The sequence below is a fragment of the Herbaspirillum sp. C9C3 genome (assembly GCF_013359625.1).
GTDB lineage: Bacteria > Pseudomonadota > Gammaproteobacteria > Burkholderiales > Burkholderiaceae_D > Herbaspirillum.
The window spans coordinates 389,965-411,407 of record NZ_JABFMQ010000001.1; the positions used below are offsets into that span (position 1 = coordinate 389,965).

At 63.5% G+C, this 21,443-nt stretch carries 19 protein-coding genes and 1 pseudogene; 9 read left to right on the plus strand and 11 right to left on the minus strand.

What is annotated here, in order from left to right; all coding sequences use genetic code 11:
- The first annotated feature begins 89 nt into the window (after positions 1 to 89).
- Positions 90 to 371 (plus strand): hypothetical protein, encoded by a 282-nt coding sequence (locus HNO82_RS01815; RefSeq protein ID WP_008328583.1) that lies wholly within the window; start codon positions 90 to 92, stop codon positions 369 to 371.
- 68 nt (positions 372 to 439) lie between these two features.
- On the opposite strand, the gene HNO82_RS01820 is transcribed toward HNO82_RS01815, so the two are convergent.
- From HNO82_RS01820 to HNO82_RS01830, 3 genes are all read right to left on the minus strand, one after another.
- Positions 440 to 1,747, minus strand: a complete 1,308-nt coding sequence (locus HNO82_RS01820; protein ID WP_008328587.1) for an MFS transporter — start codon at positions 1,745 to 1,747, stop codon at positions 440 to 442.
- Between the two features lie 148 nt (positions 1,748 to 1,895).
- A complete protein-coding gene (locus tag HNO82_RS01825) occupies positions 1,896 to 2,654 on the minus strand; it encodes an SDR family oxidoreductase (RefSeq protein WP_008328589.1) in 759 nt (252 codons plus the stop codon).
- A 45-nt stretch (positions 2,655 to 2,699) separates the two neighbouring features.
- The gene (locus HNO82_RS01830; protein ID WP_175342542.1) at positions 2,700 to 4,133 is read right to left on the minus strand and encodes an aldehyde dehydrogenase family protein; all 1,434 of its coding nucleotides are present in this window, start codon (positions 4,131 to 4,133) and stop codon (positions 2,700 to 2,702) included.
- Between the two features lie 309 nt (positions 4,134 to 4,442).
- Here HNO82_RS01830 and HNO82_RS01835 point away from each other — a divergent pair, with 309 nt between their 5' ends.
- From HNO82_RS01835 to HNO82_RS01850, 4 genes are all read left to right on the plus strand, one after another.
- Positions 4,443 to 5,219, plus strand: coding sequence for a FadR/GntR family transcriptional regulator (locus HNO82_RS01835; RefSeq protein ID WP_008328596.1), 777 nt, complete (start codon positions 4,443 to 4,445; stop codon positions 5,217 to 5,219).
- 67 nt (positions 5,220 to 5,286) lie between these two features.
- A complete protein-coding gene (locus HNO82_RS01840; RefSeq protein WP_008328597.1) occupies positions 5,287 to 6,228 on the plus strand; it encodes a LysR substrate-binding domain-containing protein in 942 nt (313 codons plus the stop codon).
- A gap of 222 nt (positions 6,229 to 6,450) precedes the next feature.
- On the plus strand, positions 6,451 to 7,632 hold the full coding sequence (locus tag HNO82_RS01845) for a GGDEF domain-containing protein (protein ID WP_175342543.1): 1,182 nt from the start codon (positions 6,451 to 6,453) through the stop codon (positions 7,630 to 7,632).
- A gap of 324 nt (positions 7,633 to 7,956) precedes the next feature.
- The gene (locus tag HNO82_RS01850) at positions 7,957 to 8,262 is read left to right on the plus strand and encodes a hypothetical protein (protein ID WP_175342544.1); all 306 of its coding nucleotides are present in this window, start codon (positions 7,957 to 7,959) and stop codon (positions 8,260 to 8,262) included.
- Positions 8,263 to 8,318: 56 nt separating this feature from the next.
- Here HNO82_RS01850 and HNO82_RS01855 read toward each other — a convergent pair whose 3' ends face one another.
- From HNO82_RS01855 to imuA, 3 genes are read right to left on the minus strand one after another with little or no spacing between them, the layout of a single operon-like run.
- Positions 8,319 to 11,528 (minus strand): error-prone DNA polymerase, encoded by a 3,210-nt coding sequence (locus HNO82_RS01855; RefSeq protein WP_175342545.1) that lies wholly within the window; start codon positions 11,526 to 11,528, stop codon positions 8,319 to 8,321.
- 9 nt (positions 11,529 to 11,537) lie between these two features.
- Complete coding sequence (locus HNO82_RS01860) at positions 11,538 to 13,022, minus strand: Y-family DNA polymerase (RefSeq protein ID WP_175342546.1); 1,485 nt, start codon at positions 13,020 to 13,022, stop codon at positions 11,538 to 11,540.
- Positions 12,949 to 13,698 (minus strand): translesion DNA synthesis-associated protein ImuA, encoded by a 750-nt coding sequence (gene imuA, locus HNO82_RS01865; RefSeq protein ID WP_008328604.1) that lies wholly within the window; start codon positions 13,696 to 13,698, stop codon positions 12,949 to 12,951. The genes HNO82_RS01860 and imuA overlap by 74 nt, the downstream gene beginning before the upstream one ends.
- Positions 13,699 to 14,096: 398 nt before the next feature.
- Between imuA and HNO82_RS01870 the strand changes: the two genes are divergently transcribed.
- On the plus strand, positions 14,097 to 14,441 hold the full coding sequence (locus HNO82_RS01870; RefSeq protein WP_175342547.1) for a KGG domain-containing protein: 345 nt from the start codon (positions 14,097 to 14,099) through the stop codon (positions 14,439 to 14,441).
- A 184-nt stretch (positions 14,442 to 14,625) separates the two neighbouring features.
- Here the strand turns inward: HNO82_RS01870 and HNO82_RS01875 are convergent, their stop codons facing one another.
- Positions 14,626 to 15,381, minus strand: a complete 756-nt coding sequence (locus HNO82_RS01875; protein WP_175342548.1) for a YoaK family protein — start codon at positions 15,379 to 15,381, stop codon at positions 14,626 to 14,628.
- A 668-nt stretch (positions 15,382 to 16,049) separates the two neighbouring features.
- On the opposite strand from HNO82_RS01875, the pseudogene HNO82_RS01880 reads away from it, so the two are divergent.
- Positions 16,050 to 16,244: pseudogene (locus HNO82_RS01880) on the plus strand (DUF4142 domain-containing protein); the annotation flags it as partial.
- 141 nt (positions 16,245 to 16,385) lie between these two features.
- Complete coding sequence (locus HNO82_RS01885; RefSeq protein ID WP_008328609.1) at positions 16,386 to 16,634, plus strand: hypothetical protein; 249 nt, start codon at positions 16,386 to 16,388, stop codon at positions 16,632 to 16,634.
- A gap of 219 nt (positions 16,635 to 16,853) precedes the next feature.
- Here HNO82_RS01885 and HNO82_RS01890 read toward each other — a convergent pair whose 3' ends face one another.
- The 4 genes from HNO82_RS01890 to HNO82_RS01905 all read right to left on the minus strand — a co-directional run bounded on the left by HNO82_RS01890 (position 16,854) and on the right by HNO82_RS01905 (position 19,961).
- Entirely contained in the window at positions 16,854 to 17,570 is a 717-nt protein-coding gene (locus HNO82_RS01890) for a type 1 glutamine amidotransferase domain-containing protein (RefSeq protein WP_008328611.1), read from the minus strand.
- Between the two features lie 73 nt (positions 17,571 to 17,643).
- Positions 17,644 to 17,862: a hypothetical protein gene (locus HNO82_RS01895; RefSeq protein WP_008328613.1), complete on the minus strand. Its 219-nt coding sequence runs from the start codon at positions 17,860 to 17,862 to the stop codon at positions 17,644 to 17,646.
- 144 nt (positions 17,863 to 18,006) lie between these two features.
- A complete protein-coding gene (locus HNO82_RS01900; protein WP_008328615.1) occupies positions 18,007 to 18,264 on the minus strand; it encodes a hypothetical protein in 258 nt (85 codons plus the stop codon).
- A 2-nt stretch (positions 18,265 to 18,266) separates the two neighbouring features.
- Entirely contained in the window at positions 18,267 to 19,961 is a 1,695-nt protein-coding gene (locus HNO82_RS01905) for a thiamine pyrophosphate-binding protein (protein WP_175342549.1), read from the minus strand.
- Positions 19,962 to 20,249: 288 nt separating this feature from the next.
- Between HNO82_RS01905 and HNO82_RS01910 the strand changes: the two genes are divergently transcribed.
- Positions 20,250 to 21,323 carry a nucleotide excision repair endonuclease gene (locus tag HNO82_RS01910; RefSeq protein WP_249776909.1) on the plus strand — a complete coding sequence of 358 codons (1,074 nt, stop codon included), beginning with the start codon at positions 20,250 to 20,252 and terminating at the stop codon, positions 21,321 to 21,323.
- Positions 21,324 to 21,443: the final 120 nt, after the last annotated feature.

The window sequence follows — 21,443 nt, forward strand, 5'->3', positions numbered from 1 at the left end:
GGCAAAACCAGGCAATTCTCGTGCAGTCGCGATGGTCGGGCCGGCGCGGGGCGGACACAATCTGCGCTTGACCTCTTCGGGAGACCGTCATGCTGCTCTGGCCCCTGTTGATTTGCCTCGCCATCCTGGCCGTCTACGCGGCTGACCGCGCCTGGTTGCGTCATGTGCAGCGCCAGGACCTGCCCCTGTACGATCCGCAGGGCTATCTGGAAATGACCGCCCGCATGACCGAACTCTGCCACGGCGACCGTACCCGGGTCGACCAGTTGATCGCGCGCCAGCGGCAGCGCTTTGCGCAGGCCGCGCATGCCGAGCTGGTGCGGCTGGCCATGCGGCAACTGCTGGAGCCGCAAGCGGCGCGGCAATCCTGATCCCGATGGAAGAAAAAAAACGGCGGCGCGCTTGCAGCGGGCCGCCGTTGTCGCTGATGCCTTGATGCTTACTTGTTGACCAGTTTGGCCGGCAGCGTGAGCGTCAGCAGGCCGCCGACGACCAGCGAGGCCGCCAGCACATACATGCCGGCATTGGTGCTCTGGGTGGTGTCCTTGAGCCAGCCCACCAGGAAGGGGCTGACGAAGCCGGCCAGGTTGCCCAGCGAGTTGATCAGCGCGATCCCGGCCGCGGCGGCCGTACCCGACAGGAAGGCCGTCGGCAGGCTCCAGAACAGCGGCAGGGTGGTCAGGATGCCGACGCTGGCCAGGGTCAGCGAGGCCATGGCCAGCGCGGTGTTGTGGCCGTACAGGGTCGACAGCAGCAGGCCGATGCAGCCCGCGAAGGCCGGAATGGCCACGTGCCAGCGACGTTCGCGGCGGGCGTCGGCGCTGCGGGCGATGAGCACCATGGCGGCGGCCGAGAAGGCGTAAGGGATGGCCGTGAGCAAGCCCACGTTGAGAGGATCGCTCACGCCGGTAGCCTTGATGATGGTGGGCAGCCAGAAGCTCACGCCATACAGGCCCATGACGAAGCAGAAGTAGATCAGCGCGCCCAGCCAGACCCGGCCATTGGCGAACATGGCACCCAGAGACAGGTGCTCCTTCTGGCTTTCTTCGTGGCTGATGTTGGTTTCCAGCAGGCGTTTTTCCTCTTCGGTGAGCCATTCGGCATCACGGATGCGATCCTTCATGTAAAGGATGATCAGCACGCCCAGAATCAGCGAAGGAATGGCTTCCAGGATAAACATCCACTGCCAGCCGGTATGACCCCACACACCCGGCATGGCGTGCATGATCCAGCCCGAGAGCGGGCCACCGATCACGCCCGAGAGTGCGATGCCGGTCATGAACAGTGCGGTGATCTTGCCGCGCCGGGCAGCCGGATACCAGTAGGTCAGATAGAGAATCACGCCAGGGAAGAAGCCGGCCTCGGCCACCCCCAGCAGGAAACGCATGATGTAGAACATCTCCGGCGTGGTGACATAGGCCATGGCGCCGGAGATGATGCCCCAGGTGATCATGATGCGGGCGATCCACAGGCGTGCTCCCACCTTGTGCAGGATCATGTTGCTGGGCACTTCGAAGATGAAGTAGCCCAGGAAGAAAATGCCCGCGCCCAGGCCGTAGACGGTATCGCTGAACTTGAGGTCCTGCAGCATCTGCAGTTTGGCAAAGCCAACGTTGACCCGGTCCAGGTAGGACGCCACATAGCACAGGAACAGCAGCGGCAGCAGCCGCCAGGTGACCTTGCTGTAGGTCGCGTCTTCAAAGGATGTGCCCACGCCATCGGCGGCGGCACCTGCTTGGTAGCTCATGTCTCTCTCCAGAGGTTGTTTGACGTATCGTTGTTGTACGTTGCCGACTCTTGGTGGCCGGTACACGGTGCCCCGCATTGTAGTGGCGGTGAGGGCATTGTCAAATCATTATCCTCACCGCTGGCATGAAGTTTTTTACACTGCCGACTTACACGCAGCGTCCTCCGTCGACTTCGATGCAGACGCCAGTGACGAATTGCGCTTCATCCGAGCCCAGGTAGAGGCAGGCATTGGCGATGTCCTCGGGGGTGGAGAAGCGGCCCATGGGAATGGTGGCGACGAACTTCTTGCGGTTTTCCGGGGTATCGGGCACGCCCATGAATTCGGCGAGCAGGCCGGTGGCCGAGATGACCGGGTTGACGCAGTTCACGCGGATCTTGTCGGGACCCAGTTCGGCGGCCATCGACTTGCTGGTGGTAATGACCGCACCCTTGCTGCCGTTGTACCAGGTCAGTCCCGGACGCGGACGAATGCCGGCGGTGGAGGCGATATTGACGAAGGCGCCGCCGCCGACCTGGCGGAAATACGGCACGAAGGTCTTGGCCGAGAGGAAGATGCTTTTCACGTTGACGGCATAGACGCGGTCGAATTCGTCTTCTTCCACTTCCAGCATGGGGCGGTTGCGGTGGGTGGTGCCGGCATTGTTGACCACGATGTCGAGCTTGCCGAAGTGTTCCAGGGCACTGGCCAGCAACTGATCCATGTCGGCGCGTTTGGAGACGTCGGCCCTGGCAAAGACGGCGCGGCCACCGGCGGCCTTGATTTCTTCCACTACCCGCAGGCCACCGGCCTCACCGATGTCGGCCACCACCACGGCGGCGCCTTCACGGGCGTAGACCTTGGCGATGCCTTCTCCGAAACCCGAACCGCCACCGGTGACGATGGCTACCTTGTCTTGCAAACGCATGATGTGTCTCCTTGAAAATTGCGTGTTGGATGAAGGGAAGGGGGATCAGCCGTGGCGGATGGCAATGGTCTTGAGGACCGTGAAGCCATAGAGTGCCTCGAAGCCCTTCTCGCGTCCGTGCCCGCTGGCCTTCACGCCGCCGAAGGGCAGTTCCACGCCGCCGCCGGCGCCATAGTTGTTGATGAAGACCTGGCCGCTGCGAATGGCGCGCGCCAGCCGCAGTTGGCGGCCACCGTCACGCGTCCAGACGCTGGCCACCAGGCCGTAGTCGGTGCCGTTGGCCAGGGCAATGGCCTCGGCTTCATCCTCGAAGGGCATGGCCGCCAGCACCGGACCGAAGACTTCTTCCTGCGCCAGGCGATGGCGCGGCGGGACATCACGCAGCAGGGCCGGGGCCTGGTAGAAGCCGCCGGCCGGGGCAGCGGCGGCGATCTCGCCTTGCGCCACCAGCGCAATGCCGTCGCGCCGCGCATCCGAGAGGAAACCGGCCACGCGCTCCTGCTGGGTCTTGCGGATCAGCGGGCCACAGTCCAGGTCCATCTGCGAAGAGCCGACCTTGAGCGCAGAGAACAGTCCCGACAGACGCTCCAGCACCTGCTCATAAGCCCCGCGCTGCACCAGCAGGCGGCTGCCCGCCGAGCAGGTCTGACCGGCGTTCTGCACGATGGCATTGACCACCACCGGCAGCAAGGCCTCCATATCGGCATCCTCGAATACCACCTGCGGCGACTTGCCGCCCAGTTCCAGCGTCACGGGCGTGTGATGCTCGGCGGCCCCGCGCACGACCAGCTTGCCGACGTTGGGCGAGCCGGTGAAGGACACGTGATCCACATCCGGATGCTTGACCAGCAAGTCGCCGGCCTCGTGGCCATAACCGGTGACGATGTTCAACGTGCCCGCCGGGAAGCCGACTTCGGCGGCCAGTTCGGCCACCCGCAGAATGGACAGGCAGGCATCCTCGGCCGGCTTGACCAGGCAGGTGTTGCCGGCAGCCAGTGCCCCGCCCACGCAGCGCCCGAAGATCTGCATCGGGTAATTCCAGGGCACGATGTGAGCGGTCACGCCATGCGGCTCGCGCAAGGTCAGGACCGTATATCCGGCCTGGTAGGGAATGGTGTGGCCATGCAGCTTGTCGGCGGCACCGGCGTAGAACTCGAAGTAGCGCACGATGGCTGCGGCATCGGCGCGCGCCTGCTTCATGGGCTTGCCGCAGTCGCGGCCTTCAAGTCGGGCCAGTTCTTCCTGGTGATCTTGCAGCTTGTAGGCCAGCTTCATCAGCAGGCGGCTGCGTTCGGCGGCCGAGAGTCGTCCCCAGGGGCCTTCATAGGCAAGGCGGGCGGCTTGCACGGCCTGGTCGATATCGGCCGCATTGCCGCGGGCGATGGCCTCGAAGGTCTGGCCGTCGGAGGGATCGATGACAGGGATGCTCTCGCCGGAGGCCGGAGCGACCCAGCGATTGTCGATGAAGTGCTGCTGCATGGCGGTGGGGTCCTTGGGGTACGGTTCACTGAAAGGGCAGGGCAACGCAGGCGGCAGGGCGGCATGCAAGGCGAGCGCAGAGAGCGCCGGACCAGTGGTCCGGGCATGGCCTGGCAGGGGCGTGTCTCCTGATGTCTTGTGTTGAACTGCTGTTTTGGTGGTGACCGAATCTAAGCCGGTACGCGGAAGATGTCAAATGAATTTACTGCTTTGCTGACTGCCTGTAGCTTGCCGCTGGCGGTGAGGATGACAAATCCGCTACCATGCGCCATGTCGTTTCTGTCGCCTTGCGACTGTCCTGGAGGGTCGATGCCTTTATCGAGCAAGTCTGCGCGCCCCGGCGCTTCCAATGAAATCCTGAGCCTGGCTGCGGCCGGCCTGGGACCGGTGCGTCCGGAACGCTTCGCTGAACGGGTCTATGAAACCTTGTTCCATGCCATCGTCGAAGGCCGCATCGCCGTCGGCAGCAAGCTGCCCTCGGAAAATGACCTGGCCACGCTGTTCGAGGTCTCGCGCCCGGTGGTGCGGCAGGCGCTGGACCGGCTGCGTGAGGATCAACTGGTGGAGTCCCTGCGCGGCTCGGGGACCTATGTGAAGGAAAAGGCGGGACTGGCCCCGGCGCGACCGGACGGCGAACCCGAGACCCGCATCGGCCACATCATGAATGGCCTGGAACTGCGCCTGGTGCTGGAACCGGAATGCGCCTACATGGCCGCCCTGCGGCGCAACAAGCAGGATCTGGAAAAACTGGATACCTTGCTGCTCGGCTTCGAGGAAGCCAACCGCGTGGGCGGCATTGCCCACCATTACGATTTCGGTTTCCATGAAGCCATCGCCCAGGCCACCGGCAACCTGCGCTTCGTGCAGGTGATGAAGACCCTGGAATACGACGTCAGCCACGCCGTCAACATGTTGCGCCACCTGATGCACATCCCGCCCTGGAAGCGCTCGCAGGATGCCATGGACGAGCACCGCCAGATCTTCGAGCTGATCCGCCAGCAGGATGCCGAGGGCGCCCGGCGGGCCATGCGCGGCCACATCGAGAACGCCCGTACGCGCATGTTCAACAGCCGGCCTGGCTTGTAGGCCTGGTTGTCATCAAAGCTGTTAAGTTAATTGACTACTCAACACTCTGGCTGGAAAAACTCATCGCATGGAATTACGTCAACTGCGCTACTTCGTGGCCATCGTCGATCACGGTTCGCTCTCGCGCGCGGCGCGGGTGCTGCACATCGCCCAGCCGGCGCTGACCCAGCAGATCCGCCAGCTGGAAGACGAGATGGCGGCGCAGCTGCTGCACCGCTCGGCCCAGGGCGTGATTGCCACCGATGCCGGCAAGGTCTTCTATGAGCATGCACTGGCGATCCTCAAGCAGGTGCAGGACGCCAAGCAGGCCGTGGCGCAATCCACCGACAAACCCTCGGGCACGGTGGCGCTGGGCATTCCGCAGAGCGTGTCCAATGCGCTGGCCTTGCCGCTGTTGAACGCGGTACGCTCGATCTATCCCGAGATCACCCTGCAACTGACCGAGGAATTGACTGGCAACCTCATCACCCAGCTGAAATCAGGACGCCTGAACCTGGCCGTGCTGTTCGATGATGGCCAGCTCTCTTCCTTCGCGGCCACACCCATGATCGAGGAAGAGATGATGTACATCACCCGCGCCCGATCGCAGTACGGTGTCAAGGGCCGCAAGGGGGTGCCGCTGGCCCAGGCCATCCAGGCCCCGCTGATCCTGCCGGGACTGGCCCATGGCGTGCGACCGCGCATCGAAAACCTGGTGCGTAGCCAGGGCATGAGCCTGGATAACGTCATCGAGATCAACTCGGTGGCCATCCTCAAGTCCGCCATCCTGGCCGATATCGGGGCCACCATCCTGCCGGTGGCCCCGCTCTTGGCCGACATCGAGCGCGGCGAGATGGTGGCGCATCGCATCGCCGGAGAACAGATCTCGCGCACCCTGGTGTTGTGCGCTTCCCGCAATATCCCCCTCACCACCGCCGCCGCTGCGGTAGAAAAGCTGGTGCTGGATGTGACGGACGCACTGTGCCGCTCAGGCCAGTGGGGGCATACGCGGGTGCTGGAACGTGAATAAAACTGAATGAGGTCCCCGGTTTTTCGGTATGAAAATTCAGATTTTTTGATGAATTGCTGAAAATAACTGCCGAGCTGGCGGCATCGGTTACACTGGTGGCGACCCCGGTTGTCCTTGAGCCCCCCGCCTACAGAGGACGCCGCCGATGCGCTTGGGGGCGCATCCTCTGCATCGCTTGCCGCGATGTCATCAACACCAGCCCGCAGGGGCGAGCGAATCCGCATGAATCCTTTCACCGCCAGCATCGCGCTGGCCATCGTTCAGTTTTGCAGTGGCGTGATCATGACCGGCCTGTTCATCAGCACGCCGTCAGAACGCTTCACGCGGCTGTGGGCGTTGTCGGGGGTATTTTCGGCGCTGGGTATCTGCATCACCGTCGGGGTGTACGCGGGGCTGGTGGGCAACCTGCATTTGCTCGGTCTGCTGGTGGGCAACACGCTGGTCTTTTCGTCGGGCATCGTGGCCTGGTGCGGCCTGCGCAGTTTCTACCAGCGCCAGTCGGGTAGCTGGCCGCATTGGCTCATCATCGTCTATGTTCTGCTCTTCGTCGCACTGCTCATCGGCGGCGCCGACTTCACCCATCGTTCCTACCTCGCCGTGGGCGGGCTGCAGCTGGTGTTCTGCCTGGTGCTGCATGAATTCTTCAAGGGTCTGTCCGGCCCGCTGGCACGGCGCTATCCGCGCTGGACCTTTGGCCGCTGGATCGGTATGGCTGCCTTGCTCATTCTCAGCGCCACTCATGTGAGCCGGCTGCTGCTTTCGCTGTCGCATCCGGAACTGTTCATGCCGCCCCAGATGCGCATGCTGGGCGTGGCCCTGATCTACCTGATTCCCATCAGTGGCACGTTGCTGCTGTCGGTGTCGCTGATGATGATCTACTTCGAACGCCTGCTGGCCGACAAGCAGCGCCTGGCCACCGAAGATGAACTGACCGGCACCCTCAACCGCCGCGAGCTGGTGCGCTGCGGCGAACAGGCCCTGGCCCAGGCGGTGCAGGGCGGGCGGGTGCTGACGCTGGCCTTCATCGACGTGGACCATTTCAAGCGCATCAACGACACCCACGGCCACCTGGTCGGCGATCGCGTACTGGCCGACATCGGTGCCTTGCTGCGTGAGCACTGTGGCCAGAGGGGCATGGTCGGGCGCTACGGCGGCGAGGAATTCTGCGCGGTCTTCCCGGACGGGGCCGAGGAAGAAGGGCGCCGGATCGCCCAGCACCTGCTGGAAACCGTGTGCAGTCACGACTTCGGCCATGGACAGACGGTCACCATCAGCGTCGGGCTGGCCGTCTTGCGGCCGGGTTGTGCCAAGAGCTGGGATGCCCTGGTGCACGAAGCCGACCAGGCCCTGTATCGCGCCAAGAGTGAAGGGCGCAATGCCTTCCGCATGGCGCTGGCGGCCTGATTTTATCGACAAAAATGCTGAGTCACGAACACAGCGAATCAGCACAACTTGCTTGACTTGGCGCCACACGAATTGCTAGTCTTCAACCTCCCATCTACATGGGATCGGGTTTGGCGACTCGAATTCACCCAAAGCGGACATCCGCCCAATGGCGGTTTTTTTACGTCCGTTGCCTTCGCACGTCGATACCATGGCGGGCCTGGGCAGGGATACCTTCGGGTATGCCGGTGGCTTTGGGTGCCGGTTCGCCAACCCTGTCTTGTGCCTGCCACCTTCATTTGGCGATGAAGTGACAGGTTTTCCAAAGCGACCCAAGGAGGCAACATGCCTGATACTCGTCATCCCGAAGTGTCCCCGATACCCTTATTCCAAGCTTTTTCGTGGCACAACACTGAAGTCCCTCCCTCCAATAACAAGAAGTTTTTTGAGTACGCATACGACGTCAGCAATGGCGTGGCCATCCTGCTTTCACTGATCGAATTCAGCGAAAGTGAGAAAGAAGATGGCAGGCCGCTGCTTTGCGAGCCAGATAAAGGTGCGTTAATGCGCTTGGCGATTACTGCAAGTCGGATGCTTGCCAACGTCGCGGAGAAACGGATCGACTCAGCGAATAACGCATATCCACACTAGTAGGTCTCTGCCTTGGGAGGTGTTATATCGCCTCCCAAGTTCGCTTCAGAGCGCATTCAGAAGAAATCCCGGCTGCGCGGTTGCAGCTCGCCCAGCAGATGGGTCCAGTCTTCCAGACGTCCGGCCACCAGATGGCGCACCTCGCCCTGGCACTGCCAGCTGCCATACACCCCCAGCAAGCGCGCATTCAAGACCTCGCTGCGCTGCCGCTCCAGCACGGCAGGCCAGATGATCACATTGGCCGAGCCGGTTTCATCCTCCAGCGTCATGAAGATCACACCCTTGGCCGTGCCCGGGCGCTGGCGCACCGTGACGATGCCGCAGCAGCAGGCGAACTGGCGATTCTGCAAGCCGTTGAGATCGGCCACGCTCATGAAGCGGCGCCGCCGCAGGGTCTCGCGCAGCAGCGCCAGCGGATGGCGGCGCAGGGTCAGGTTCATGGCGCGGTAGTCGTCGATGATCTGGTCGCCTTCACCGGGCGCTTCCAATTGAACTGCATCATCTCCGCGTGGCGCCGTGCGCAGCAGGTCACGATCAGGTACTGCGCCCACGGCATGCCACAGCGCGGCGCGCCGGTGGCCGGCCAGTTCACGCAAGGCGTCGCCTGCCGCCAGGGCCTGCAGGGCGTGGCGGTCCAGCGCAGCGCGCCGGGCCAGGTCATCGACATCGGCAAAGGGCCGTTCTCTGCGGGCTTCTTCGATGCGCTGCGCCGCCCGTTCCGGCATGCCGCGCAACAGGCTCATGCCCAGCCGCACCGCAGGCCGCGCATGCGCTGTCGGATCCAACTCCAGGATGGATTCCCAGCGACTGCGCAAGACATTGACGGGCAGCACTTTCACCCCATGCCGACGCGCATCCTGGATCAACTGCGAGGGCGAGTAGAAGCCCATGGGCTGGCTGTTGAGCAGGCCGCACAGGAAGGCTTCCGGCTCATGGCATTTGAGCCAGCTGCTGAAATAGGTCAGCAGGGCAAAGCTGGCGGCATGGCTCTCGGGGAAACCGTATTCGCCGAAACCCTCGATCTGGTTGAAGATGCTTTCGGCGAATTCGCGGGAATACCCATTGTCTGTCATGCCCAGCACCAGCCGTTCATGGTGCGGACCCATGCCGCCCTTGCGCTTCCAGGCGGCCATGGAGCGGCGCAGGTCATCGGCTTCGCTGGGCGAATAGCCGGCCGCCTCGATGGCCACATCCATCACCTGTTCCTGGAAGATCGGGATGCCCAGGGTGCGCTCCAGCACCTTCTTGATCTTGCCGCTCTTGCGGGTGTTGTCCGGGTAGTCGAAGCTGCCGCCCTCGCGCACCAGTTCACGCCGCCGCAGATAGGGGTGAACCATGCCGCCCTGGATCGGACCGGGCCGCACGATGGCCACCTGCACCACCAGGTCGTACTGGGTGCGCGGCTGCATGCGCGGCAGCATGCTCATCTGGGCCCGGCTCTCGATCTGGAATACGCCGATGGTATCGGCCTTGCAGATCATCTCGAAGGTGGCCGGGTCTTCGCGGGGGATGTCGTGCATCTGCATCACCTGCGGCAAGCCGCGCCGCAGGCTCACCAGTTCCAGCGAACGGCGCAGGGCGGTCAGCATGCCCAGTGCCAGCACGTCGACCTTGAGCAGTCTGAGCGACTCCAGGTCATCCTTGTCCCATTCGATGACGGAACGGTCTTGCATGGCTGCCTTCTGGATCGGCACCAGCCGTGACAACTGCCCGCGCGCGATCACGAAACCGCCGGTGTGCTGCGACAGATGGCGCGGGAAGCGCAGCAGCTTGCCGGTAATGCTGGCCCACAGCCCGATCTGCGGCAATTCGGGGTCCAGCCCGGCTTCGGCAAAGCGGGCCAGCAATTCTTCGCGGCTGTCGAACCAGTGCTGCGACTTGGCCACCGTATCGACGATGGCCGCATCCACCCCCAATGCCTTGCCGACCTCGCGCAAGGCCCCGCGCGGCCGGTAGCTGTGCACGGCGGCGGCCAGCGCGGCGCGGCGACGGCCGTACTTGCGGTAGATGTGCTGGATGACTTCTTCGCGGCGCTGGTGCTCGAAGTCGACATCGATGTCGGGCGGTTCCTCGCGCTTTTCGCTGATGAAGCGGGCAAACAGCAGCCGGGTGGAAGTCGGATCGACCTCGGTCACCCCCAGGCAGTAGCACACCGCCGAGTTGGCCGCCGAGCCGCGTCCCTGGCAGAGGATGCCGCGTGAACGGGCGAACTTGACCAGGTCGTAGACGGTCAGGAAATAAGCTTCATATTCCTTTTTGGCGATCAGGGACAGTTCCATCTCGATCTGCTCGCGCACCTCGCCAGGAATCCCCTGTGGATAGCGTTTGACGGCACCGGCCAGGGTTTCCTGGCGCAGATAGTCGGCCGGGCTCATGCCCAGCGGCACCAATTCGTCAGGATATTCATATCGCAATTCAGCCAGGCTGAAATGGCAACCGGCCGCCACTGTCAGGGTCTGGGCCAGCGTCGCCGGGCTATGCACCAGCGAGAGCCGCATGCGTGGCCGCAGGTGTTGTTCGGCATTGGGGGCCAGGGCCAGTCCGCATTCCTGCACCGGCTTGCCCAGGCGGATGGCGGTGACCACGTCCTGCAAGTATTTGCGCGACCGCTGGTGCATCTGCACGTCGCCCACCGCTACCAGCGGCAGGCCATGCCGGCGCGCCGCTGCGTCCAGCGCGGCGCGGTGCAGGTCGTCCAGCGGGCGATACAGGCGCGTCATGCCGACCCAGGCGCGGCCGGGGGCCAGCGCGGCGAACCAGCGCAGTTGGGCATCCAGCGTCTCTTCGCTGGCCGGGTAATCCGGCACCAGGATCAGCTGGCAATCGGGCAGGGCACGCAGGTGCGACAAGGCGGGCGGAGGCTGGCTCAGGTCCTCCGGGGAGAGCAGGTAACTGCCTTTTTCGGCGCGGGTACGAGCCAGGGTGATGAGTTCGCAGAGGTTGCCATAGCCTTCGCGGTTCCTGGCCAGCGCCACCAGGGTCATGGCGGCCAGGGGATGGGCCGGATTTTCCTGGAGGGCCGTGAAACGAAAGCTGCTGCCGATGAGCAGCTTGAGATCCTTGGCCTTGCCGCGTTCGAACTGCTCAATCCAGGCGGCATGGGCGCGCACCACACCCGCCATGCTGCATTCATCGGTGATGGCCAGGGCACGGTAGCCCAGCTCGATGGCGCGTTCTACCAGTTCCTGCGCATGCGAGGCGCCGTGCAGGAAGCTGAAGTTGGTGCGGCAATACAGTTCGGCATAGTCGGGCAGAGCGGTTTGCATGCGTTTCTCCTAGCCAAACAAGCCGTGCAGGAACCACTGCGGTTCTTCATCGGACCACTCGCCGCCACGCCACTGGCGGAAGATCCAGTAATAGGCGTGGCCGGCATCGCGCGCCGTGAAGTAGTCGCGCGTCAGGGGGCGGCCTTCCCACCAGCCGGCTTCGATGCGTTCGGGCGGCGAGGTGAATTCCAGTGCACTCCGATAGAAGGGCTTGTGCTGCTGTACCCGCAGCGGCAGGGGTTCCTGCAGCAGCCACAGCGGGCGTGGCGGCAGCCGTGCCGGATCGCTGCCCAAGGGTGCGGGCAGGCTGGCAGCGGACTGCATCACGCTGCACCAGCGGTTGGCAATCTCGGGCCGGTGATCGGCGCGTGGCGCGGCCTGCTGTACCTTGTCCGCGCCCAGCCGCGCTACCAGCAGCTCCAGCAGGCGCTGGTGATCCTCGGCACTGCCGCCGGGCTCGGGGAAGAGCATCTCGCTGGCGGCTTGCCGGCTTTCCAGTTCATCGGCGGCCAGACCCAGGGCGATGGCCGGGGCGGGCAGTAAGGAGCGGGCCAGTTTTTCCTTGACCAGGGTGTGCAGATGGTCTTCCTGCCAGGCCGGTACCGATAGCGCCACCTGCAATTCGGTAGGAGGGACCGCCTGGCGTCCGCGTTCATGTTCCAGCCACAGACGCAGTTTCTTGATGGCCAGCTGACGCGCGGCCAGCCAGCCGGCCAGTTGCGCCAGCAAACCCTGGGCATAGGCGACCAGGACGTCGGTCTGCTCGATGCGGTCCGGCAGCTCCACCCGGGCCTGGAAGCTGGGTGGAGCCACGATCCAGTCATGGACTTCGGGGGCAGCGCCATAGGCCCGGTCCAGCATGAGCAGCAGGTCCTTGCCGCAGCGGCGCTGCAATCCGGCGCGGGGCAGGCGCCGCACCTGGCCGAGCTGGCGGCAGCCCAGTCCGTGCAGCCATTCCAGATGGGGGCGCGCAGCGCTGATCAGTACTACCGGCAGCCGGTCCAGGCGCCGTTGTAGGGATGTCGGGCCCAGGGTGCGCATGTAGCCGTAGCGTGCCAGCAGCCAGGCCCCGGTCGCCGTGACGGCGCAGGACAGGATGGCCGACAGGCCCAGCCGGGCGATGGTCACGCGGATCTTGCGGCACAAGGCGCGGATGCCGCCGAACAGGCGCAGGCTGGCGCCCACCTCCAGCAGGATGCACGCCTCTGCTGCCAGCGTGACCTGCGGCGTGTATTGCAGCAGGGCCAGGGCGGCCTGCTGCAGCGTGGTGTCTTCGCGCAAGGTGTCGCGCTCGTGCAGATGGGCCTCGGGAGCCAGCAATTGCACGCCGCCGCGCCGCATCCCTTCCTGCACGCCCAGCCCCCGCGCCGGCGCTGTCAGCGCGGTCACGCGGTCGCGCTCGAAGACCACGGCGGGGGCCTCATCCAGCCAGTTCGGACGGAAGACTTCCAGCGGCAGCAGTGGCAGGTGTACGGCGATCCACAGGGGAGACATGGCGTTGCAGATTCGGTGAAGGCAGCAAAGGGAGAAACAGGCTCTGTTCGCGCAGGGGGCCGCGACGCTTGAGAAAACCGATCTCCAGTCCGTCACGCGCCGACTTGAGCGTCAGCCGCAGGGGCGCGGGTGAAGGTTCGCGGGCGCAGGACAGGGGCCGCAGCATGAAGAACAGGGTCTGCCCGGCCTGGGCCGCCCCATGCAGGCGCCGCAGCAGGTCGTGGTCACCCTTGCGCAGGCGCGGCTGCCACATCAGCAGGACCTGGCAACTGTCGGCCCGCAGCACCTGCTCGGCGGCCCAGCAGGCATCGGCCGCATGAGCGGCCTGCAACTGCAGCAGTCGTGCGGCCTCCACCCCCATCTGCGCCCAGCCGGGCGCATTGATCGGGTGCGGCGCCTGCAGCAGCACAATGCGCTGCGCGCGCGTCCGGTGCTGGTCACTGGTCGGTGGACGCGCCAGCACCGGGCGCAACAGGCGCAGTTCGCCGATGCCGTCCTGCGGCAACAGCAATTCGATCAATACGCCGGGTGGCCAGCCACGTTCGGGCAGTTCGGCATCGAGCGCTTCAAAACCGCTGGCGATCCCGCGCGCACCTCCTCTTGCCAGCTGGGAGGCCAGCCAGAGCGAAGGGTGGATGATTTCCGGAGTGCGAACCGGAGAGGCGGATGTCAACATGAAATGAACGGGAGGACGCTGAATGCAGGAAAAACAAATGACTGTATAAATATACAGTAAAATTTTTGAGGTGTGACAAAAACTGTCTTCACGTCATGAGCCATGAGCCATCAGGAAAATGAAATTTGCTTCAGGCAATCTCTGCAAATGTCATCAATCCCGAAGATCGATATTCAAAACATAAGCTCATCTTCAAGTTTTCCTACATGTCTGACGGCCATTGCTGACATGGGCTGGGGAGCTCTTCCGATAGTGAGTATCGGTGAGGCTTTTTACACTGCAGACGTGGACAAGAAGTTGGGTTGCCACCCACATGCTCGCGCAGGGCAGTAGGGCGGGTGGATGGCAAATGTCTGCTCCATTCGATCCATTCGATCATCCAAGACAAGGAGTCACACATGGCAAATTCAGAGAATCCGGGCAACAGCAATCGCGGCTTTGCCGCCATGGACAAGGAGAAACAGCGTCAGATCGCCAGCATGGGAGGCAAGGCTGCCCATGCCAAGGGGGCGGCGCATGAGTTCAGCTCGGCCGAAGCCCGGGAAGCCGGACGCAAGGGTGGCCTGAACAGCCATGGTCGCAAGAACGCTGCAGCGGCAGCGGCGGCAGCGCAGAATGGCAGTAGCGGCAACGGCGCCGCGAGCTCTGCTCCAGCGCAGATGCACCAGAGCACACCGCAAGAGGGCAATGGCGCCCTCCAGCAACCCCAGCAGTCGGACAGCACCCCGCAGCAGCAAGGCTGAAAGGAAAGAACCCGGCCGCCTCAGGCAGCGGGCGCAGTACGGTGCAGAACATCAAAAAATATCAAAAAATATCAAGAACAGGGCCCAGGCTCGTACCGTCAGTGCAAGAAGCTGATAACAAGAAAACGAAAGGCGCGGACAGCGCCTTTTTTGTTGTTTCTGCCCGCAGAGGGCCGGTTGCGCCTCAGTGCCGCGCCAGATCATCCATCATCGGCACCAGCGCCAGCAGGAACAGCCCGGCCGCCAGCGGCATGGTCGCCACGAAACCCAGGGCCTTGAAACCGAAGGCCCCGGTCACGCCCCCCAGGAAGAACATCAACAGCAACGAGGACAGCAGCATGAACTTGCGTCGTGCGCCGGGCACGGGATCTTCCGCCATCGCTTCGCCGGGCTGGCGCGGCGCCAGGGTCCAGTAGCACATCTTGCCGATCTCGATGCCGATGTCGGTCACCAGCCCCGTGACGTGGGTGGTGCGAATCTCCGAGCGGGAGATCTTGCTGATCATGGCATTTTGCAGGCCCATCACGAAACACAACAGGGCCGCCGTGACCGGCACGAACAGCAAGCGGTGATTCTCCAGGTTGGAACCCAGGATGCCGAAGCACAGCAACAGCATCGCCTCCAGCATCAGCGGCATGGCATATTCGCTGTGCAGGCCACGGCGCCTTGCCCAGTTGATCATGACCGCCGAACAGGCCGCCCCCAGCAGGAAGGACAGCAAGGCACTGGCGCCGGCCACCAGCAGCAGGGTTTCCCCCAGCACCAGGTTGTCGGCCAGCGAGGAGACGATGCCCGACATGTGAGACGTGTATTGGCCCACCGCGAGAAAGCCCCCGGCATTGACGGCGCCGGCGATGAAGGCCAGCGAGCGCCCCAGGTGGCGGTTGGAGAGGTCGGTGCGCGCCGGGCTGGTGAGGCGGCGCAGGTAATCGATGGGCATGACGGATCCAGACGTAGAGGCAAGCACACCAGGCGGCAGCATCCCCAGGTCGCCGGTTCGTCGCGCTCACGCTGGAGAGGGAGTCGCTTGTCTTCGCCCATTCCTGCGCAGATCGACGGTGGCGTCTTGCTGCCTTTGCCTTCAGTGTTTCTTATGCTGACAAGAATACTTCTTCCTGGCCCGATGCGGTGAAGGATGCAGCAATGCCTGACCTGTGTCAGGGGGGGGCGGGTGTTGTTGTCGGGGGCGATGAACAAAAAAAAAAGACCGCCTGGGGGAGGCGGCCTGAGGGGGAGGGATATAAGACGCCGAGGATCGGGGGAATCTTCGGAGAATTTCTGCTTATGAAAACGACTCGTGGGGATAAACCGATGGGGGATGGACTGTATTCATGACATGACGGAGGGGGACGTTCATGTCGGAATGTGAGGTCCTCGGTTTCGAGTACGTTGAAGACATGGTAGCGGTGCGCTGCAAAAAAGAGCATCGGACAGTGCCCAATTAATGCGTAGGAAAACGCCTACACCGCAAGCGCTCCCATGCCGCCCAAAGCCGCACCGGCTCTAGCCATGGCCGATATTGACCTGGTGCATGTCGGCATTGCGCACCTCCGGCAGTTCGTAGTCGCCAGATGGCGACACTTGCGGCGCCGGACGCACCGGCGCTGCCGGCAGCGAAGCATGATCGGCGTATCCGCCCATGAGGATGCGGTCAAGCTGTTCCAGAAGTCCTCCAAGCAAGCGCAAGACCCGGATGTGAAGAACTTCGCCGCCAAGACCCTCCCGGGACTGCAGGAACACCTGAAAATGGGCCGCGAACTGAAGCAGAGCATGGATGCCGCCAAGAAACAAGCGAATGAATGAGTGACATCTTCTTCAGTCAACCGTGCGTCGCAAATGAAATAAAACTTCCTTTGCGACGCTGATCGACTAAGCTGAAGGCAGCCCAGCTTCCGTCCCTTCGTCATGACGTCCCCCACGCCCCGTGCGCCCTGGAGACTTGCCATGAAACACTTCGCCAGATCTGTCCAACAGCAGCAAGCCGGTCATTTCATGCCGCGTGTCGCCAAGCTGGACAAGCACAAATATGTCGCCTACATCGATACCCGGATCGATGAACTCTGGCACATGGATCTGCACGACCTGGGCACACAACCGGTGCGCATCTGCAAGAAGCGCAAGGCGGCAGAGAAGGCCGCCCTGGCCTTGCTGGCCGAGGCCATGCACAGGTACCAGGGAGAACAGACAAGGTAGCTCGCCCACGCGGACCAGCCTGCGGGCAGGCATTCCAGATGGTCTTGGTGCCGTCCGGCTCGAACCGGGCGGCCTTGCTGTTTCTACGGCATCCGGATTTCAGCCAATTCCTTCACGCTGCATGGTCTGGCTTCATGCGAAATCCGGCGCCAGCCCAAAAAAATCGAGGGGAGCGCCCCTCGATTCCTCATTTTCCTTCATATCGCCTTGAATCCACCCTTAGCCATCGCTTTGCGCCGATTCTCCGTGGGCCACGGCAAAGGCTTCATTTTCATGATCGGGCGGCGCGGCGGGAGCACGGCCCTTGTCGGACAGTTGCGGCTTGCCGCTTGCCGTTGAGGCAGAAGCGTCCGTGGCACTGCCGACGGGCTGCTGGCGCTGTTCACGGCGCTGCTGCTCATCCAGCAGTTTCATGAATTCATTGTTGAAGGCCGCAATATCGGCGGGTTTGCGCGAGGAGACGAAGTTTTCGTCCCGCACCACCTCCTGGTCGACCCATTGGCCGCCGGCATTCTTGAAGTCGTCCTGCAGGCTGGGCCAACTGGTGACCGTGCGGCCCTTGGCGATACCAGCCGAAATCAGCAGCCAGCCGCCGTGGCAGATGGAGGCGATGGGCTTTTCCGCGTCGTTGGCGGCGCGCACGAAATTACGCGCCTCGGGCAAGAGGCGCATGGCATCGCCGTTGACCACGCCACCGGGCAGGAGCACGGCGGAATAATCGGCCGGGTTGGCCGCATCCAGGCGCCCGTCCACACTGACGACCTCGCCCTTGTCGACATGCTTGAAGCCTTGCACGCTGTCACTCTTGTCGGAGAGGATGTGGACGGTGGCACCGGCAGCCTCCAGGGCCTTCTTGGGTTCCAGCAGTTCGGCCTGCTCGAAGCCGTCGGTCACCAGGACGGCGACTTTCAACTGGTTGTAGCGATTGCTCATCATGCTTCTCCCTTCAAAAAAGAAAGGCGGCCGGCATGCACCGGCCGCCCCTGCAAATGGGACGGGCGGACAGGAATCAGCCCGCTTTGGGTGTGTTCTGCTTGACCCGGTGGCTGTTCTGATGGTCGTCCCTGGCCTTTTCCATCTCGGGGGCCTTCTCGATGCGGGTGATGTTGGAGGTGGCTACCGGATCACTGCCAGGAAAGCTCATCTCATTGGCTTCATCCAGGGCCACTTCGGACGGGGTGTCGTACTGGTTGGGACGATGATTCTTGTCGGATTTGCTTGCGCTCATGCTGTTCTCCTTCTGTTCTGATGGACAGGGCCGAGCTCTGCATCAGTGGGTGCGGCCCGTGAAAGACAGCTTACTGCGTGCGCCTTTGCCTCCCTATAAGCGGGCGGCGCAACCGTACGTAAGAATGCGCGAGGAGGCCGGGACTCAGGGCCAGGGCGCCGGGGTGACCTCTTCGAATTGCCCCGGCTGTGCACTGGCTGCGGGAATGCCGTCGGGTTTGCGGCCCGGGTGCAGCATGCTGCCGGTAATCAGTTCCAGCTCGCGTTCGGCGGCGATGAAGGCACTGTCCTGCAGCGGCTGATCGGTCACCGGCCAGTGCGCCATGGCCCAGCGCTTGTAGTCCTCGAAGCGGGCGCGTAGTTGCGCTGCGTATTGCTCTCGTTGCTGTTCGATGGCGTTCATGCTCATCCTCCCTGCATGGCAATGAGGCTTTCCTTGACCTTGGCCAGGCCGAACCGCCAGATTTGCTCCATCTTGATGTGCGGCATGACCGGCAGTTCCGACGGATCAATGAACACATCCAGTACTGCCGGGCCGGGCGCGGCCAGCAATTGCTGCAGGCTTTCCTGCAACTGCTCGGGCGTGCGGGCGGTAAAGCCCTGGCCGCCGCAGGCGCGGGCGAAGGCGGCGAAGTCGGCATTGGGGAATTCTGAACCTTCGAAGGCGGGCAGGCCGGCTTCTTCCATCTCCAGATGCACCAGGCCCCATTCGCGGTTGTTGAAGACAATCACCTTCACCGGCAATCTGTGCTCCACGCTGGTCATGAATTCGCCCAGCAGCATGGTGAAGCCGCCATCACCCACGGCCACGATCACCTGCCGTTCACGGTCCAGGGCCTGGATGCCGTTGGCCTGGCCCAGGGAAGTGCCGACCGCTGCATTGTTGAACGAGGCCAGCAGGCGTTGCTGGCCACGCTGGCGGATCCAGTTGCCGCACCAGAGCGTGACCACGCCGGTATCGATGACGAAGCGGGCATCGTCCTCGGCCAGGTCGCTCACGGCACGGGCCACGCTTTGCGGTTTGATCTTCTTGTGATGGCGCTTGATCTCGGCGGCGTTATCGAGCTTGCTGTTCCAGCGTTCGCGGTCGGCATTGGTCTTTTGCAGGAAACTGCCATCGGTCTTGCCCTCGACCTGCTCTAGCAAGGCCTGCACGGCCGGACCGACCGAGCCGGTGATGCCCAGCGTGACCGGGGCGCGGCGACCCAGCACGAAACTGCGTTCGTCGATCTGGATTACCTTGGAGCGGGTGGGCAGGAATTCCGAATAGGGATAGTCCGAGCCCAGCATCAGCATCACCTCGGCCGCATGCAGGGCATCGGTGCCGGGCGCGCCACCGATGAGGCCGACGCCTCCGATCCAGTGCGGATGGTCGTACGCCACCAGGTCCTTGCCCCGGAAAGTGTGCATGACCGGCGCCTGCAACTTGCTCGCCAGCGCCAGCACCTGGTCGATGGCACCCCGGCAGCCATGGCCGGCAAAGATGGCGACCGATCCGGCGGCATTGATCAGTTCAGCGGCGGCGGCAATGTCGGCGGGCGGCGGTGCCAGTTCACTGCGCTCGCGCAGCGTAGCAATACTGGGCACGGTGCCGCTGAGCCTGGCGCCGATGATGTCTGCAGGAATGTTCAGGTGTGCTACGCCGCGTTGCGCATAAGCCTGGGCAATGGCCTGATGGAACACGGCTGGCGCCTGTTCTGCACTGGTGACGACCTGGCTGTAGGCGGCGACGTCACGGAACAGCATGTCGGGTGAATTTTCCTGCAGATAATCGGTACCGCGCCGCGCTGCCGGCACGCCTCCCGAGATGGCCAGTACCGGAGCGTGGTCCTTGCGGGCTTCGTAAAGTCCGGCGACCAGATGGTTGGCACCGGGGCCGGTGGTACCGCAGCAGACGGCCAGGCGACCGGTCAGTTTGGCCTGTCCGGCGGCGGCCAGGGCGGCACCTTCCTCGTGGCGTACACCGATCCATTCGATACGCTTGTCGCGACGGATGGCGTCGGTCAGAGGATTCAAGGCATCACCGACAACACCGAAGATCTGGCGTACGCCGATGTCGTAGAGGGTGTCGATGAGGATGTCTGCAACGGTGGCGGGCATGGCGACTCCATGAAGAGGAAAGAGGACGGAATCGCCCAAGAGTAAGTCCAGGCAGGCCCCGCCCAGTATCGGCAAGAGCGGTAAATCCTTGTAGGAGAAGACCCGTGGCGGCGCTGCCAGGCGGCAATGTCCTACACGATCTTCATCTTCCTGCCGACTGTGGCGGCAGAGGGTCGACTTCATAATCCACTTCAACTTGAGGGGCCGGCCGATCCGGACCGTCTGCAACCTGACAGAGTACGCCCCGCCCGCCGTGACATGAACAACAAGAAGGATTTGGCCAGTGCCATGAATACCATCCGCCACCGCACCTCACTGACCCAGCTGTTGACCCACCCCCTGCAGGCCGCGATGCCGGCCCTGATGCCGCAGGCGCCAGCCGCTCAGCCGCGCAAGCTGCCTGCCGCCCTGGTGGAGCGCCTGCTGGAGCAGGAAGGGCAGCGCGGCCTGCGCCATCTCGATCTGCCCTGTGCCACTTTCAACGCCCCTCAGCCGGCAGCGCATCGCGCGGCCACCTTCAGCTATCCGCTGCACATCGATCGTGCCAGCATTGACGCCTTGCCCGCCGCCTGCGGTGTCTACATCCTGCGCGGTGTGGATGACGAGGCCCTGTATGTGGGACGCAGCGTCAATCTGCGCAGCCGCGTGCTGGCTCATCTGCACAGTCACGAGGAACAGTACCTGATCGGCCGCACGCGCCGTATCGAATGCCGTCGTACGGCCGGTGAGCTGGGCGCGGCCCTGCTGGAGAACTGTCTGCTGCACGATCTGCGTCCTTCCCACAACAAGAAGCCGCGCACCAGGCGTGGCCTGTTCACGCTGCGGCTCAGTCCTGCGGGCCAGCCATGGGTGGCGCAGGTGGATGAGCGCCACTTCAGTCGGGCCGAGAACCTCTTCGGCATCTATACCAGCGAGCGCGCCGCCCGGGAAGCGTTGAACAAGCTGGTCGAGCGCCACGGTCTGTGCTCCATCGTGACGGGGCTGGAACAGGCCGATGGCATCGGCATGGCCTGCTTCGGTCGTCAGATCCGTCGCTGCCGGGGCGCCTGCACCGGGGAGCAATCCCATGAACAGCACCAGCATCGCCTGATGCAGGCGCTGGAAGACTTGCGCATCCTGCCCTGGCCTTACGCCGGTCCGATGGGACTGGTGGAGCAGGGCGATGGCTGGCAGCAGCTGCATGTCATCGATCATTGGCGTTATCTTGGGTCGCTGGACCGTGACCATCGGCAACTGATCCGCCGTCCGGCCGCCAGCCTCAAGGGTTTTGACCTGGAAAGCTACAAGCTGGTCATTCAGCCTTACCTGCTGGGGCAGCTGGAATTGCGTCCGCTGCCGGGCCTGCCGCTGGCGCAGAGTTGAAGCAGGTCTGTGCCGGGCCGGGTGTCTCCGGCGGGCGGGCCTGGTCGGCTGTTCTGGACCCCGTCTGTTTGAATTCCACCGTTTTTCTGCGTTTTCTCCATTCGATCTGATGCAACGACG

Bases quoted from the DNA above. Each gene is read 5' to 3' on its own strand.
- HNO82_RS01815 (WP_008328583.1), top strand. From the start codon at position 90: ATGCTGCTCTGGCCCCTGTTGATTTGCCTCGCCATCCTGGCCGTCTAC.
- HNO82_RS01820 (WP_008328587.1), bottom strand. From the start codon at position 1,747: ATGAGCTACCAAGCAGGTGCCGCCGCCGATGGCGTGGGCACATCCTTT.
- HNO82_RS01825 (WP_008328589.1), bottom strand. From the start codon at position 2,654: ATGCGTTTGCAAGACAAGGTAGCCATCGTCACCGGTGGCGGTTCGGGT.
- HNO82_RS01830 (WP_175342542.1), bottom strand. From the start codon at position 4,133: ATGCAGCAGCACTTCATCGACAATCGCTGGGTCGCTCCGGCCTCCGGC.
- HNO82_RS01835 (WP_008328596.1), top strand. From the start codon at position 4,443: ATGCCTTTATCGAGCAAGTCTGCGCGCCCCGGCGCTTCCAATGAAATC.
- HNO82_RS01840 (WP_008328597.1), top strand. From the start codon at position 5,287: ATGGAATTACGTCAACTGCGCTACTTCGTGGCCATCGTCGATCACGGT.
- HNO82_RS01845 (WP_175342543.1), top strand. From the start codon at position 6,451: ATGAATCCTTTCACCGCCAGCATCGCGCTGGCCATCGTTCAGTTTTGC.
- HNO82_RS01850 (WP_175342544.1), top strand. From the start codon at position 7,957: ATGCCTGATACTCGTCATCCCGAAGTGTCCCCGATACCCTTATTCCAA.
- HNO82_RS01855 (WP_175342545.1), bottom strand. From the start codon at position 11,528: ATGCAAACCGCTCTGCCCGACTATGCCGAACTGTATTGCCGCACCAAC.
- HNO82_RS01860 (WP_175342546.1), bottom strand. From the start codon at position 13,022: ATGTCTCCCCTGTGGATCGCCGTACACCTGCCACTGCTGCCGCTGGAA.
- imuA (WP_008328604.1), bottom strand. From the start codon at position 13,698: ATGTTGACATCCGCCTCTCCGGTTCGCACTCCGGAAATCATCCACCCT.
- HNO82_RS01870 (WP_175342547.1), top strand. From the start codon at position 14,097: ATGGCAAATTCAGAGAATCCGGGCAACAGCAATCGCGGCTTTGCCGCC.
- HNO82_RS01875 (WP_175342548.1), bottom strand. From the start codon at position 15,381: ATGCCCATCGATTACCTGCGCCGCCTCACCAGCCCGGCGCGCACCGAC.
- HNO82_RS01885 (WP_008328609.1), top strand. From the start codon at position 16,386: ATGAAACACTTCGCCAGATCTGTCCAACAGCAGCAAGCCGGTCATTTC.
- HNO82_RS01890 (WP_008328611.1), bottom strand. From the start codon at position 17,570: ATGATGAGCAATCGCTACAACCAGTTGAAAGTCGCCGTCCTGGTGACC.
- HNO82_RS01895 (WP_008328613.1), bottom strand. From the start codon at position 17,862: ATGAGCGCAAGCAAATCCGACAAGAATCATCGTCCCAACCAGTACGAC.
- HNO82_RS01900 (WP_008328615.1), bottom strand. From the start codon at position 18,264: ATGAACGCCATCGAACAGCAACGAGAGCAATACGCAGCGCAACTACGC.
- HNO82_RS01905 (WP_175342549.1), bottom strand. From the start codon at position 19,961: ATGCCCGCCACCGTTGCAGACATCCTCATCGACACCCTCTACGACATC.
- HNO82_RS01910 (WP_249776909.1), top strand. From the start codon at position 20,250: ATGAATACCATCCGCCACCGCACCTCACTGACCCAGCTGTTGACCCAC.